Genomic DNA, 15,288 nt, shown 5'->3' with positions numbered 1-15,288 from the left:
TAATTAGTTTTGCATTCGAAAAAGCTCATTACAAATGATAAAAAAACTACTCCTCTTTTTAGTAGCGTCCACCACTGTATCTTTTGGCCAAGATGCCACCATTTTTGAACCAGATTCAGTCAAAAGAAAAATTGAAGCCACACAAATTTCTTCTTCACTTAGAGTTGATGGAGTAATGAATGATTCTGAATGGAAAAAAACTAAAGCCATTTCAGGTTTTACACAAATCGAACCATTTCAAGGTAGAAAAGCTACAAATGATACTGAAGTAAAAGTACTTTTTAATAAGCATTATTTGTATTTCGGAATCTTTGCTAAAGATTCATTAGGGAAAAAGGCAATACGTGCTACTGATTTTAAGCGTGATTTTAGTTTTCGTCAGCACGACATGGTAGCTTTATCCTTTGATGGCTTCAAGGATAAACGTAATGCTATGGTTTTGGTAACCAATCCTTATGGTGTACAAAGAGATTTGTTATCGTTCGATGACCTATATTATGATGTAGATTGGGATGGACTTTGGCGAGTGCGTACTTCTCGAACGGATTCGGGCTGGGTGGCCGAAATGGCTATCCCTTGGCAAACATTGCGTTATCCTAATTTAACTGATAGTACTCAAACTTGGGGAATCAATGTTTTTCGTAGTCGAAGAATGAGCAATGAGCAAACGGCTTTTTCGCCATATCCTCGCATTTTTACAAACCTCCGTATGACGTATGCGGGTGAGTTGAAAAATTTACAACCCCCTCCGCCATCAACAAATATTCGTATTCAGCCTTATTTTTTGACTTCTTACGACCAGTATAGCGGCCAGAAAGTACCTAAACCAACCGATACAAATTTTAAATTAGGAGGTGAATTAAAGTGGGCTATCAATTCAAATGCAGTACTTGACCTTACAACCAATACTGATTTCGCCCAAGCAGATGCCGACCGCCAAGTAAATAATGTGACTCGTTTTTCGGTGTTTTTCCCAGAAAGACGACAGTTTTTTCTTGAAAATGCCTCACTTTTTGGCGTTGGGGTAGGGCCAAGTGAAGATATGGCAGGTGGTACGATGCGTGTCCAACCGTTTTTTAGTAGAAGAATTGGTTTGGATGATAGAGGAAACCCGATTCCGATTGATGCTGGAGGAAGATTCGTATATCGTTCAATAAAAAGAAATTTTGGAGTAATTGCGATGCGTCAGCGTGGGGTGGGAGATACGCCTGCCACGAATTTCTTTGTGGGTCGCTTTTCTGAAAACTTTGGCGAACAAAATCGTATTGGAGGTCTTGTTACTGTCAAAAATAGGCCAGAGGGTTCAAATGTAGTTGGTGCTTTAGATGGTTTCTTTCGTTTAGGGCAAAAACATTCGCTCAATACAATGGCTGTTTATTCAAAAACAACCAATACTAGTCAACAAGGATTTTCGGGATTTGCTCAATATTATTACACGAATAATCAATTTAAAGTTTGGTGGACACAATCGGTTGTTACCAAAGATTTTAATCCAGAAATGGGTTTTGTTTCAAGAAATGACGTCATCGGAACAACTCCCGGAATCTTTATTTATAATAGAGGTAAATGGTTGCCGAAAAAGTATATCCGTGCGTTTGAGCCAGGTGTGATGACTGAGTTTTATCACCAAGCATCAACAGGCCAGCTCATTGAAAGACAAATCAATATCAATCCAATTTGGTTTAATTTTCAGAATGGAGGCTTTATGGGTTATTTGGTTAATCCTACTTTCCAACGCCTCACCGAGCCATTCGAGCCACTTGGAGTTACGATTGGTTTGGGAGACTATAATTATGTGCGTCATCAGATTTATGCAAGTTCTGACCCTTCAAAAGTTGTTAACGTTTTACTCGACCATAGTTGGGGAACATATTTTGATGGAAAATTAAACTCAACTGATGTAAAGGTACAATTTGCTCCAATTCCACATGTATCGCTCACGGGACGTTATAATCGAAACAATTTCAAAGATGTTGGTGACGTAGATGGCCATAAAAAAGTCGATTTATATTCAATAGAAGGGCGTTTGGCACTGAATCCACGTGTGCAATTAATTGGTTTTTATCAACAAAACTCCGAATATAATTCGAAAAACTATAATATTCGTCTTTCTTGGGAATACCAACCATTATCATACATTTATGTAGTCTTCAATCGTAGAGGTTTCGATAATATAAGCGACCCAAAAGATATTCGATACGAAAAGGAAAACCACATAATTGCTAAAATTAGCTATTTGAAGCAGTTTTAATTTAAGCAATTCCTTCTAAAATGATAATCAAAGAAGTTTTTCCGTTAAGTATCCAATAAAAATTTACTTGGCAGAAAAACTTTTTTTCATCATTCATTTCTAACTTTACAACATTATCAAGCCTCCGCAGCTTTTTATAACACGACAATATAATTATTCAACCTAAAATCAACAAAACTATGCAACGACGCTCCGCAATCAAGAGCCTATCTATGGCTTTAGGCGGCTTGGTGGCTATGCCCTCATGGGCTTCAAGCTGGACACCCGATTCAATAGGACATGATGATTCCTTATCTGCCAATGACGAGTCTCTTTTAGCCGAAATCGTAGAAACAATCATTCCAGAAACAAAAACTCCCGGAGCAAAATCACTAAAAGTTCATCAATTTGCTCTACGAATGATTAATGATTGTTATGGAGAAACTGCTCAGAAAAACCTCCGACAAGGTTTGGTGAAAATCGAAGAAGTGGCTAATCAAAATTATAGTAAATCGTTTGTGGTCTGCGATGCTAAACAACGCCCCGATGTATTACTCAAAATGAGTGCTGCTAGCCAAGAAGGTAAAGCTTTTGTAGATATGATAAAAAGTCTGACGATTCGTGGTTATACGAATTCCGAATACTATATGGTCAATGTCTTGAACTACAACATTGCCCCAGGATTTTATCATGGGTGTGTTCCTGTGAAGCAATAACACACATCCAATTTACAAATTGTTTCAATCCAATATTTTGAAAAGAAATCATGCCAAATTTTAATATAGATTCAGTAAAAGAACGCACTTTTGATGCCATTGTTGTTGGCTCTGGTATTAGTGGAGGTTGGTCAGCTAAAGAGTTGACTGGTAAAGGTTTACGTACGCTTTTGTTGGAGCGTGGACGTGACGTGAAACACGTGACAGATTATCCAACAACGATGATGAACCCTTGGGAGTTTGAGCATTTAGGGCAAATTCCTAAAGCATTAAAAGATGCTAACCCAATTGCTAGCCGTTGTTATGCCTTTAATGAAGATGCTGCTCATTTTTTCGTGAAAGATGCCGAACATCCTTATGTACAAGAAAAACCATTTGATTGGATTCGTGGCTATCAGGTTGGGGGAAAATCTTTGATGTGGGCAAGAGGTACACAACGTTGGTCGCAATATGATTTTGATGGCCCTGCACGTGATGGTTATGCCGTAGAATGGCCGATTGGTTATGCCGATATTGCACCTTGGTATAGTTATGTTGAGAAGTTTGCCGGAATTTCTGGAAATAAAGATGGACTTCCGCAATTACCAGATGGAGAATTTCTACCTCCGCATGAGCAATCATGTGTAGAAAAACACTTTACACAACAAATGGCCAAGCATTATAAAGGTGCTCGACCGATTATTATCGGCCGTTGTGCCCATCTTACTGACCCGCAACCTATTCATTTTCAGCAAGGTAGAGCAAAATGTCAGCATCGTAATTTGTGTCAAAGAGGGTGTCCGTATGGCGGTTATTTTAGTAGTAATTCATCTACCATTCCGTGGGCAATGCGTACAGGTAAACTTACGCTAAAAACAGATTCGGTTGTACACTCTATTATTTATGATGAGAAAAAAGGTAAGGCTACGGGCGTGCGTGTAATTGATGCACATACCAAGCAAATGACTGAATATTATGCTCGTGTGATTTTCTTGAATGCGGCTACGCTAAATACTAACTTGATTTTGCTTAACTCAATTTCAAATCGTTTCCCGAATGGTTTTGGTAATGACAATGGACTATTGGGTAAATATATTGCTTTCCACAATTTCCGTACGACTATTTCGGGTGAGTATGAAGGCATGCTTGATATGACAACCGAAGGTATCAGACCAAACGGAAGTTATATCCCACGCTTTAGAAATGTTTTTAAGCAAGAAACTGATTTCTTGCGTGGATATGCCGCTGGTTTTAGTGCAAGCCGTATGACTTACAATGATACTACAGGTATTGGTGAAAGTTTAAAAGATAGTCTCAATCAAAAGAAATATGGTAATTGGCGTGTAGGCTCTCACATGATGGGTGAAACAATTCCGAAGGAAAGTAATTATGTGGCTCTTGATAAAACTTTGGTTGATCCTTGGGGAATTCCACAGCTAAAGGTTTCGGTTGCTTATGATGATAACGATGAGAAAATGATTAAAGATTTTCATGAGCAATTAACCGAGATGTACACTTTGGCTGGTTTCACAAATATCAAAACACATGATAATCCAAATAAGGCCCCTGGTTTAGATATTCACGAAATGGGTGGTGTTAGAATGGGAAAAGACCCTAAAACTTCGATGCTCAATAAATGGAATCAATTTCATAATTGTAAGAATGTATTTGTGACTGATGGTGCATGTATGACCACTAATTCAACACAAAACCCATCGCTTACCTTTATGGCAATTACCGCTCGTGCTGCCGATTATGCAGTGAAAGAGTTCAAGAAAGGAAATTTATAAAAAAGGTTTTATTCAGATACCCCCGCCAGATTTCTATCTAGTGGGGGTATTTTTTTTGTCTAATATTAGTTTCAGAATCTTTTCTTTGCCTTAGAAATAAGCTCGAATTATTCAAGCGGAAAATTCAAATAAAAACCCTCCCATGCTTTTGTTAATCTTTATGACTTCGATATTCTTCTTTATGTGTGTATAAAACATTATTTATTTTTAAATATTTTTATTAATAAATCCTCAAAAAATCATATATTTTTTTATTCAATTTATTAGTTTAATAATTTCTTGAAAAAATTATATTAAAAGATTAAGATTTGATTAAAAAATTACTATTTTTGAGAAACCCAAAAAAATAAAGCTGTCTCGATAAGGAATGTGTTAATTCGACATCATTCCCGAAACGGTATTGTTTTTTTGGTAATAATGTGTTGCATTATTCGATTTTGCTTGGTCCTACTGCTTAGCAGTTTTTATGGTAATTTTTAATTTTTTAAACGATAGCCTTTTTTACAGCATATAGCTGGTCATTAATGAATAAACACAATTGAATTCAACCCATTCTATCTAAACTTTTATGAAAATTTTTACTCAAAAACCTCCCCTCAACAGGAGTTTTACTATAACACTGTTGATGGCTATTTTTCTATTGTCTGCAAGTGCGTTTGCACAAACAATTAAAGGTAAAGTGACCGATGCCCAAGGGCAAGCTTTACCCGGAGTTAGTATCGTAGTAAAGGGTACAAGCAAAGGAAGTATCTCTGACTCAAACGGAGATTACTCAGTTTCTATCGATAAAAACGCTACACTCGTGTTTACTTACATTGGTTATCTTGCACAAGAGATTGCTACCAATGGCCGTTCGATTCTCAATGTTAGCCTTCAGCCTGATGAACAAACACTTGGTGAAGTGATTGTGGTAGGTTATGGTGTACAAAAGAAGGAGACTGTTACTGGTTCTGTTACTACAGTTAAGGGTGCAGAATTAGTTAAATCACCTGCCGTCAATTTATCAAACTCAATAGCAGGTCGTATGCCTGGTGTAGTGGCAGTAAACCGTAGTGGCGAGCCCGGATATGACGGTTCTGGTATCAGAATTAGAGGTTCGAATACACTTGGTAATAATGATGCCCTTATTGTAATTGATGGGATTCCTGCTCGTGCCGGTGGTTTCGACCGTTTAAATCCAGCTGATATTGAAACAATTTCAGTATTGAAAGATGCATCTGCTGCAATTTACGGTGCTAGAGCTGCCAATGGTGTAATCTTGATTACAACCAAAAAAGGTAAAGAAAGTAAGCCAGAATTATCTTATTCATATAATCAAGGTTATTCTCAGCCAACTAAACTGCCAAAACTAGCTAATGCCGCTCAATATACCGAAATGTTAAATGATTTGGATATTTATGGCCTTCCAGCAAGTGAATGGTCTGCTGCAACACAAGCTTATAAATCGGCTGGTTCTTATACAAGACCAAACGGTACAGTTAGAAAAGCACCGTTTACGCCTGATGATATGCAAAAATATAAAGATGGCTCAGACCCATGGGGACACCCTGATACAGATTGGTATGCAGCAACCTTAAAGGACTGGTCACCACAGTCTCGTCATAATTTACAGTTAACGGGTGGCTCATCAAATCTTAAGTATTTGGCTTCATTAGGATACCAAAATCAAGATGCTTACTATAAAAACTCAGCTACGGGCTATCAGCAATATGATTTACGTATCAATTTGAATGCAAAAGTTAATAAATATATTGATTTGAACTTAGGTATGCTTGGTCGTGAAGAGTACCGTTTCTTCCCAACTCAAAGTGCAGGAGCTATCTTCAGAATGTTGATGCGTGGAAAACCACAGCAACCAGCTTATTGGCCAAATGGCTTACCGGGCCCTGATATTGAGAACGGACAAAACCCTGTGGTGATTACTACCAATGCTACTGGGTATGACCGTGACAAAAGAGATTACTTACAAACAAACGGGCAATTAGATATCAAAATTCCTGGCATTGATGGCTTGAAATTTACAGCTACAGCCTCGGTTGATAAATTAATTCGTAATACAAAAAGATGGACTACCCCATGGATTCTCTATGAAAGAGGGGTAGGTTTCGAGGCAGATGGCGTAACGCCAAAATTAATTGCAAGTAAGCGTGGCCCTGCCGAGCCAAACTTAAATCAAGGAGTTGAAAATACGCTTAATATTTTATTAGGTGGAGTGATTTCTTACGAACGTAAATTTAAAGACCACGGACTTACACTCTTAGCGGGTTCTAACCGTGAGACAGTCCAAGGAGATAACCTAAATGCATATCGTCGTTACTTTATTTCTTCTGCACTCGACCAAATGTTTGCGGGTGGTGATTTAGAAAAAAACAATGGTGGCGGTGCCTTTGAAACAGCTCGTTTAAATTATTTTGGTCGTGCTGCATACAATTTCAAAGAGAAATATTTACTAGAATTTTTATGGCGTTATGACGGCTCATATAATTTCCCAAAAAATACTCGTTATGGCTTTTTCCCTGGTGTAATGGCAGGTTGGTTACTTTCTGAAGAAAAATTCATGAAAGAAATTCCTGCAATCAATTATTTGAAACTTAGAGGTTCATACGGTCAAATGGGTAATGATAATATCCAAATTAACGGGGTAAATTATAATTATCAATATCTTTCGGTTTATGGCTTTAATAGCTACATTATTAATAATACAGAAACCAAAACTTTGTTTGAGACACGTGTGCCGAATAACAATATTACTTGGGAGGTTGCCAATAATGCCAACATTGGTTTAGAAGGCCAATTATTCAATAGTAAAGTTAGTTTCGAATTTGATTACTTCTATAACAAGCGTACAAACATTCTTTGGCCTAAAAATGCTTCCATTCCACAATCAACTGGTATGACACTTCCGCCACAAAACTTTGGAGAAGTAGCAAACCGTGGTTTTGATGCTCAAATTGGATACCGAGGAGAGAAAAATGGCTTGAAATATAGTATAAGTGTGAATGGTGGTTATGCGAAAAATAAAATTTTGTTCTGGGATGAAGCACCTGGTGCTCCTGAGTGGCAAAGAACTACAGGCCGCCCAATGAATACTGTACAGGCATATATTTATGATGGTGTATTTAAAGACCAAGCAGAAATTGATGCTAATAAGATTGACTACAAATCTATCGTAAACACCCTTCGCCCGGGCGATATGAAATACCTTGATTATAATGGAGATGGAAAAATTACACCAGACGACCAAGTACGTACTGACTTCAATAATATCCCGATGTTCCAAGGTGGTATGAGCTTTATTGCTAGTTATAAAAACTTCGATTTGAATGTGTTATTCCAAGGAGCAGCAGGTGCGAAACAATACGTGAGCCCAGGTGAAATGGGTAATATTGGTAACTTCCTTTATAGTATGTATCGTGACCGCTGGACTGTTGAAAATCCGAGCAGTGTACATCCACGTATTGCCAATCGTAGTGACCAATACTTCTCGGCAAACAATACCTATTGGTTTAGAAGTACAGATTATATTCGTTTGAAAAACTTTGAGGTTGGTTATACTATTCCGGAAAAACTTACTAGAAAAGCAGGTATGAGTGCCTTAAGACTCTATGTAAACGGTTTGAACTTATTCACCATTACGAAATTCGATTCGTTTGACCCAGAATCAAGTAGTTCGACGGGTCAATACTATCCACAACAAAGAATTATTAATGGTGGGTTAACGGTTACATTCTAATTCCTTACTAAATCGAAAAAATACTATGAAAAGAATAAAAATATTAGCAATAAGTTTCTTTACAGCTGGCTTTACAATGACGAGCTGTAATGATGACTTCGTCAATACTAAACCTTTAGATGCAGTATCAGAATCGGCAGTTTGGTCTGATGCCGCCCTTACTGATGCCTTTGTTACTAACCTTTATGGAGGCTTTGGTAATGGTGGGTTTGATGAACAAATGTTGGCTTCTCTTACTGATGAAACCATGTTTACTCACCCAGGCCGAGGAATTACGACAATTACTGAGGCTCGTTCAAATCCTGCAGATAACGGTTGGATAAATGGTACACTTGCTTGGGCAAACATGTATTCTCGTATTCGTGCATGTAATTTAGCGATTCAAAACCTTGAAAAACCTCAATTCAATGACCCAACTTTAGTGAATAGATTAATGGGTGAAGCCAAGTTTATGCGTGCTTATTATTATCACCAATTGGTAAGATATTATGGTGGTGTACCGATTGTAGATAAAGCTTATACCCTTGATGACCCAGACCTTTTAGCTGAACGTAAATCTTACGAAGAATGTATCAATTTTATAGTGAAAGATTGCGATGAAGCAGCTAAGCTTCTTGATGGTAGAACAATGGCAGCAGGGCGTGCAACAAAGGCAGCAGCTTTGGCATTAAAGGCACGTAATTTATTGTATGCGGCAAGTGATTTGCATGATATGACAACCGCAAAGGCCAAATCGCCAACTTTAGCGGCATATGCTAAAGCTGAAATTTTAGGCTATACAAGTGGAAATCGTTCGGAGCGTTGGCAAAAAGCAAAAGATGCTGCGAAAGCAGTTTTAGATTTAGCAGGATTGGGCTATCAGGTAAGTTTAACCGCTCCAGCAACCAAAGAAGATGCAACAAATAATTATATGAATATTGCATTAGCAAGAAATGGTGGAGAGAAGGATTTAATCTTAGGCCGTTATTTTATTAATGCTAAACAAGAAAATGGAGGCCGCCAAGGTCTATTTAATGGGCCAAATGGCTATCATAACTGGGCAGGAAATACACCAATACAGTTAATGGTTGATGATTATGAAATGATGGATGGTACTAAGTTCGATTGGAATAAGCCAGAACATGCTGCTAATCCTTATCAAAATCGTGATCCACGTATGTATGCCTCTATTTTATATGATGGAGCAAACTGGAAACCTCGTACGGCTGATGTTGCTACAAAAGATCCAGCTAACCAAATTCAAACAGGCTCTTATGAAGTAACCAATGCTTCAGGAGCAAAAGTGCAGTACTTTGGCCTTGACACTCGTCAATCATCAGTTGAAGACTGGAATGGGAGTTATACTGGATATTATGTTCGAAAGTTCATAGACCCAAATCCTTCAATTGTTGACCAAAATTCTTGGCAACAAATCCCTTGGCCATTCTTACGTTATACTGAAGCTATCTTTAACTATGCTGAAGCTTGTATTGAGCTTGGGCAAGATGCAGAAGCTCGCACGTGGTTGAATAAAATCCGTTTCCGTTCGGGTATGCCTGCACTGACAGAGTCGGGTGATGCTCTTCGAGAAAGATATCGCAATGAACGACGTATAGAGATGTTCTTAGAAGAACAACGCTTCCACGATACTCGCCGATGGATGATTGCTGACAAAACACTTGCGAGAAAGGCCAATGGTATAACTGTAATTGGAAAGTTGAAAACTGGTAAAACGATGTCGCTTTATAAATATGACCCAACAAGCTACGATTATACTTATAAAGTATTTGAAATTGACCCTGGTAAAGAAAATCGTGCATGGTTAGATAAAATGTACTATTTACCAATTCATCGTGATGAAATGAATCGTAATAATAAATTGGTGCAGAACCCAGGATATTGATTTTAGGCTAATTCAATTGCCAAAATGGCTACGTTTCGAGAGAAGCGTAGCCATTTTATATTTATTCAAAAATAAAAGATACTATCGCACTCTTAAGGTAATTTCAAAAAACTAATGTTAATGTTTTATTATTTAATTGGTAATACCACTAAAAATCAATGCTTTAACTTTTATTTTTTAATTCTATTTGTGAAATTTACATTTATTAAATTATTGATTGTAACTTACTTATAAACTAAAAATGGCAGAGAACAAAAAAAACATTGCAGATAAAGCAGTAGAAATGGCTGATGAAGCAAAAGCGGTAGCAACAGAAACACTCACAGATTTGAAAGAAGAGGCTACTGAAGCAGTAGAGGCCGCAAAAGTAAAAGCACAAGCAGTTGCTGCTGATGCTACTGAAAAACTGGCTGATTTGAAAGAAGATGCTGCTGAAGTAGTGGAAGCTGCAAAAGTAAAGGCACAGGAAGTTGCCGCTGATGCAACTGAGAAACTAGCTGACTTGAAAGAAGAAGCAACTGAAGCTGCTGCCGCCGCTAAAGCAAAGGCACAAGCAGTTGCCGCCGATGCTTCGGAAAAATTAGCTGATTTGAAAGAAGAGGCTGCTGAAGCTGCTGCTGCTGCTAAAGCAAAAGCTCAAGAAATTGCCGCGGAAGCGTCGGCTACCATTGATGAGCTGAAAGCAAAAGCACAAGAATTTGTTAGTTCTGAAAAAGTAGAAGCAGTAAAAGCTGAAGCTGCTGAGAAACTTGAAGATTTGAAAGAAGAAGCTGCCGAAGCAGCAGCTGCGGCCAAGGCAAAAGCTCAAGAAATTGCTGCAGAAGCAAGCGAAGCCGTAAACGAAGCAACTCAAAAAGCTAAAGGTTTTTGGAGTAGATTATTTGGAAAATAAGAAAACTTTGAGACTGAAGGACGTACATCCCAATAATGTTTAAACCTTTAGTCAAGTTTACCATAAAAAAGACGAGCATTCGGTGCTCGTCTTTTTATTTTTATTCAAAAGTTGGTATAAACTATACCTTCCAACCTTCACGATACGTACGGCCAACGAATTGATTGGCTTCTTCTAAATTCGTAATTCTCATATTTTCACCATCCCATAAGAGTTTCTTTCTTGCATAAAACTCCATTTGGCCTTTACTATTTTCTTTTCTAAGTAAATAGCTTCTAATGGCTAAGTTACCCATTAAAACAGTTTCAGTCATTGGGCCAGCGTAATCAAATGAAGATGTCAGACCTTGGTGTTCTTTGCTGTTAAAACCTGCTTTACAAGCATCTACCCAACGACGTTGGTGTCCGTATTCTGGCTCAATATCTTTTGGTAATTCTGGGCCAACTTCTTTTGTGCCATCATTTAAGTACAATTTTGGCATTAGAGGAGAGCTATCGTTGATATTGGTTGAGATAATTCCTTTTTCACCAATTATCAAAACACCATTGGCACTGTTAGCACCACCGATGTCGTCATTAGCAGGAATAATATCAGGGTGAGAAGGTCTGATTCCACCATCACTCCAAGTCATTTCAATTGGAGACTTACTTTTGGCAGTAGCCGCAAAATGAAGTGTAATGAAAGAAGATGCAGGGCAACCCTCTGGATTGTAATCTGCTGTCCACATTTTAGAATAAACCGATGCCACACTACATTCAGCGTCAGTTGGGTATTTTAAGCCCAAAGTTCTGAATGGAATATCAATTAAATGGCAACCTACATCACCCAAAGCACCAGTGCCGTAATCCCACCAACCACGCCAGTTAAATGGGTGCATATTTGGTGTATATGGTTTGTATTCGCTTGGTCCGAGCCAAAGATTCCAATCTAAATCTTTTGGCTTTAGGCTATCATCTGGTTTTGGCATAGGCCCTCCTTGGGGCCAAACTGGTCGATTTGTCCAAATCTGAACTTTCGATATTTTACCTAATTTGCCTGAATCTACCCAAGCTTTCACTGTATTTAATAATGGATTCGATGCTCCTTGATTACCCATTTGGCTAACAATTTTATATTTTCTAGCCATTTCGGTTAATAAACGTGCTTCACGAATATTATGGGTCATTGGTTTTTGTACATAAACGTGTTTTCCACGCTCCATGGCAAATGCTGCCGCAGGTCCGTGTACGTGGTCGGGGGTAGAAATCGTAACGGCATCAATATCTTTTTCTTTATCCAACATCTCTCGGTAGTCGGCATAAAGTTTGGCGGTAGGAAATTGTTTTACTGAATCCTTAGCTGAGCCCGAAAAATCAACATCGCATAGAGCTACCACTCTTTCTCTGCCATTTACTGAAGCATTTTTAATATCGCTTCGGCCCTTACCACCTGCTCCGATGGCTGCCAAGTTAAGTTGGTCGCTTGGGGCAATAAACCCTACACCACCAAGAACGTTTCTCGGAACAATAAAGAAAGATGAGGCCATAGCTCCTTTCTTAATGAACTCTCTCCGAGATTCATTGGTCTTTTTTGTCATTTTTAAATAAAAATTTTAGGATTGAATAATTTGCTTTTGAATCAAACCGATTGGGTTTGAGATAGCTAAACTAATAAAAAAATATACTGAAACACTGACAAATTATAAATTAATTTAGGAATGTTGTTCAATAAAAGTCATTAGGCATAAATCAATTTATTTCTGACTGATTTTTAACACGCCAAAACTTGACTATTGTCATAATTGAGTTCAAGAAAATGCTTGAATTTTGGGTAAACAAAAACACAATAAGTTTACCTATGGATAATCAAAAGTATATTACCGACTTGCACCAAGACCATCAAGAATGGGATAAAAAATTGGCATTTTATGAAGATGAATTGAAAATTATGTCGAATCGCTTGGCTGAGGTAAGTGCAAAAAATACCGATAGTGATATAAAAGTTAAAGTGGAGCAATTTCAAAATCGTTTTGTAATTCAAAAGAATGAAATTGATTCTCTAAAACATGCCATTAATATCGGTGAAGACCAAATAACGGCTAATTTGAAGCAAAATCCAGTGGCTTATACCCACCGTAAACTGGAAGATGATACAGAATTACGAGATAAAATGCAGGTTTTTGAGCCAATTTTCGATTCCTTGAAAGAAGACTTTACAAGATTTGCTGCAGGCAATCTATAATAATTTATAAGACAAAAGCCTCACCTTTGGGTGAGGCCTTTGTCTTATACTGAATATGCTGTTACTATTTCTTCACATCCTGCTCTTTGGCTTGCTTTTTAAAATATCTTCTAAAGAGAATATTATGTTTGAGTGCTTCTAAGTTTTGATTGAGTTTCTCACTGCTACTTTCCAAATTACTAATGGTTCCTTTAATATCATTAGCAGTTTTTTCATCGTGCAAAAGTACGCCAACAGGTGATGTCGTATTGCTGGTCATTTTGTTGATTGTTTTAGAGGTTTGTTCTAAATTATCAACCATCTGTTTAGCTGCTAATGATGTTTGCTTAAGATTATCAGAAGCTACTTGTAGGGTAGTAATGGTTTGTTTAATGGAAGGATAAATCTCTTTATCTGTTGCAATAGAATTTACCAAATTGCCCTGTGTATTGAGTTTGGTCGAAAGAGAAGCCAGACCTTCGGCTCCTTGTTTCAATTCACGAGTGGCTGCTTCTACCGTAGCCAACGATTTGGTTAGATTGGCATACATGGCTTCATCTTTCATCAATTTACCAATCGAACCTTGTCCTGCTCGAATATCAGCTACTAAATGTTTCAAATCTTCGGTAATTGAAAGAATATTCTTGTTGTTTGCCTGCAAGGTTTTCATCATTTCTTGGGTAGATTCTTCTTTTTCTACTTTAAATTGATGTCCTTTGTCAATCATTGGAGCATCGGCAGAACCACCAGAAATTAAAATAATCGGATTCCCAATCAGTCCATCTGAACTCACGCGTACCATCGCATCTTGCTTGATAAACTTCTGTGACTCTTCTTCAATACTAAAATCTACTTTAACTTTAGAGTCTGGTGTAAATGTTATACTTCGAACTGTGCCTACTTTTACCCCAGCAAACCAAACGTTATTGCCCTTTGTAAGACCATTGACACTTTCAAAAGTTGCCGTGGCATCAATGCGTGTGATAAAAGTTTTTCGCATGGTGCCGAGTGTAAGAATTCCTGCTGCCAATATAAGGATACCGATTAAAATAAAAAGCCCAACTTTGGCGGAAGTTTTCTCTGAAGCTTGTGGGTTTGCCATAAAATATCTTTGCTATTAATTCTCTATAAAATTGTAATCGTAAAAACTTTTAATTCTTGGGTCTTGATTCTTAAATACTTCATCGAAAGTACCTTGAATCTTGAAATTACCATCGAACAAAACCGCCACTCGGTCGCCAACGGCTTTTGCACAGGTGAGGTCATGGGTGATGATAATTGAACTTGTATGATAATTTTCTTTTACTTCATTGATAAGTTGGTTGATTTCAATACATGTAATGGGGTCTAAACCTGCCGTTGGTTCATCATAAAGCATAATTTCAGGATTCATGATAAGTGTGCGAGCAATCCCGATGCGTTTTTTCTGCCCGCCCGAAAGTTCCGAAGGCATTTGGTCAATCGCTTGTAATAAACCCACCGATTCTAGTACTTCTTGCACCGATTTATCTATTTCGGAGCGAGTCATATTTCTGATGTTTCTCACTAAAGGAAATTCCAAATTTTCTCGTACCGTCATACTATCATACAAAGCACTATTCTGAAACGAAAAGCCAATTTTTAGGCGAAGCTCATTGAGCTGTTTGATATTCAATTTATTGACATCTCTACCCAAAACATTTACTTTCCCTTGGTCTGCTGTAAGTAAACCAGCGATGATTTTTATTAAAACTGACTTCCCTGTACCCGAACGCCCCAAAACAACCAAGTTTTCTCCTTGATAAAGGTCGATGGTGGCATCAATCAGAATATCTCTATCGCCGAATGATTTATATAAATGCTCTATTTCTATAACCTTATTCATAAT

The 15,288-nt window shown here is 37.8% G+C and carries 10 protein-coding genes; 7 read left to right on the top strand and 3 right to left on the bottom strand.

The window, feature by feature from the left end; genetic code table 11:
* The first annotated feature begins 34 nt into the window (after nucleotides 1–34).
* The 6 genes from EMTOL_RS02580 to EMTOL_RS02555 all read left to right on the top strand — a co-directional run bounded on the left by EMTOL_RS02580 (nucleotide 35) and on the right by EMTOL_RS02555 (nucleotide 11,222).
* Complete coding sequence (locus EMTOL_RS02580; RefSeq protein ID WP_015027702.1) at nucleotides 35–2,251, top strand: carbohydrate binding family 9 domain-containing protein; 2,217 nt, start codon at nucleotides 35–37, stop codon at nucleotides 2,249–2,251.
* A gap of 179 nt (nucleotides 2,252–2,430) precedes the next feature.
* Nucleotides 2,431–2,946, top strand: a complete 516-nt coding sequence (locus tag EMTOL_RS02575) for a gluconate 2-dehydrogenase subunit 3 family protein (protein ID WP_015027701.1) — start codon at nucleotides 2,431–2,433, stop codon at nucleotides 2,944–2,946.
* A 50-nt stretch (nucleotides 2,947–2,996) separates the two neighbouring features.
* On the top strand, nucleotides 2,997–4,715 hold the full coding sequence (locus tag EMTOL_RS02570) for a GMC oxidoreductase (RefSeq protein ID WP_015027700.1): 1,719 nt from the start codon (nucleotides 2,997–2,999) through the stop codon (nucleotides 4,713–4,715).
* A 568-nt stretch (nucleotides 4,716–5,283) separates the two neighbouring features.
* Entirely contained in the window at nucleotides 5,284–8,448 is a 3,165-nt protein-coding gene (locus tag EMTOL_RS02565) for a SusC/RagA family TonB-linked outer membrane protein (RefSeq protein ID WP_015027699.1), read from the top strand.
* 25 nt (nucleotides 8,449–8,473) lie between these two features.
* Nucleotides 8,474–10,330 carry a RagB/SusD family nutrient uptake outer membrane protein gene (locus EMTOL_RS02560; RefSeq protein WP_015027698.1) on the top strand — a complete coding sequence of 619 codons (1,857 nt, stop codon included), beginning with the start codon at nucleotides 8,474–8,476 and terminating at the stop codon, nucleotides 10,328–10,330.
* Nucleotides 10,331–10,571: 241 nt separating this feature from the next.
* Nucleotides 10,572–11,222 carry a hypothetical protein gene (locus EMTOL_RS02555; RefSeq protein WP_015027697.1) on the top strand — a complete coding sequence of 217 codons (651 nt, stop codon included), beginning with the start codon at nucleotides 10,572–10,574 and terminating at the stop codon, nucleotides 11,220–11,222.
* Between the two features lie 121 nt (nucleotides 11,223–11,343).
* Here EMTOL_RS02555 and EMTOL_RS02550 read toward each other — a convergent pair whose 3' ends face one another.
* Nucleotides 11,344–12,798 (bottom strand): Gfo/Idh/MocA family protein, encoded by a 1,455-nt coding sequence (locus EMTOL_RS02550; protein WP_015027696.1) that lies wholly within the window; start codon nucleotides 12,796–12,798, stop codon nucleotides 11,344–11,346.
* A 218-nt stretch (nucleotides 12,799–13,016) separates the two neighbouring features.
* On the opposite strand from EMTOL_RS02550, the gene EMTOL_RS02545 reads away from it, so the two are divergent.
* A complete protein-coding gene (locus EMTOL_RS02545; protein WP_305953159.1) occupies nucleotides 13,017–13,442 on the top strand; it encodes a hypothetical protein in 426 nt (141 codons plus the stop codon).
* A 64-nt stretch (nucleotides 13,443–13,506) separates the two neighbouring features.
* Here the strand turns inward: EMTOL_RS02545 and EMTOL_RS02540 are convergent, their stop codons facing one another.
* Complete coding sequence (locus EMTOL_RS02540; RefSeq protein WP_015027694.1) at nucleotides 13,507–14,523, bottom strand: MlaD family protein; 1,017 nt, start codon at nucleotides 14,521–14,523, stop codon at nucleotides 13,507–13,509.
* Nucleotides 14,524–14,538: 15 nt separating this feature from the next.
* On the bottom strand, nucleotides 14,539–15,285 hold the full coding sequence (locus EMTOL_RS02535) for an ABC transporter ATP-binding protein (protein ID WP_015027693.1): 747 nt from the start codon (nucleotides 15,283–15,285) through the stop codon (nucleotides 14,539–14,541).
* Nucleotides 15,286–15,288 lie beyond the last annotated feature (3 nt).

Source organism: Emticicia oligotrophica DSM 17448 (assembly GCF_000263195.1).
GTDB lineage: Bacteria > Bacteroidota > Bacteroidia > Cytophagales > Spirosomataceae > Emticicia > Emticicia oligotrophica.
The sequence above is the reverse complement of the archived record's forward strand: the minus strand, read 5'-3'. Positions and strand labels throughout refer to the sequence as shown.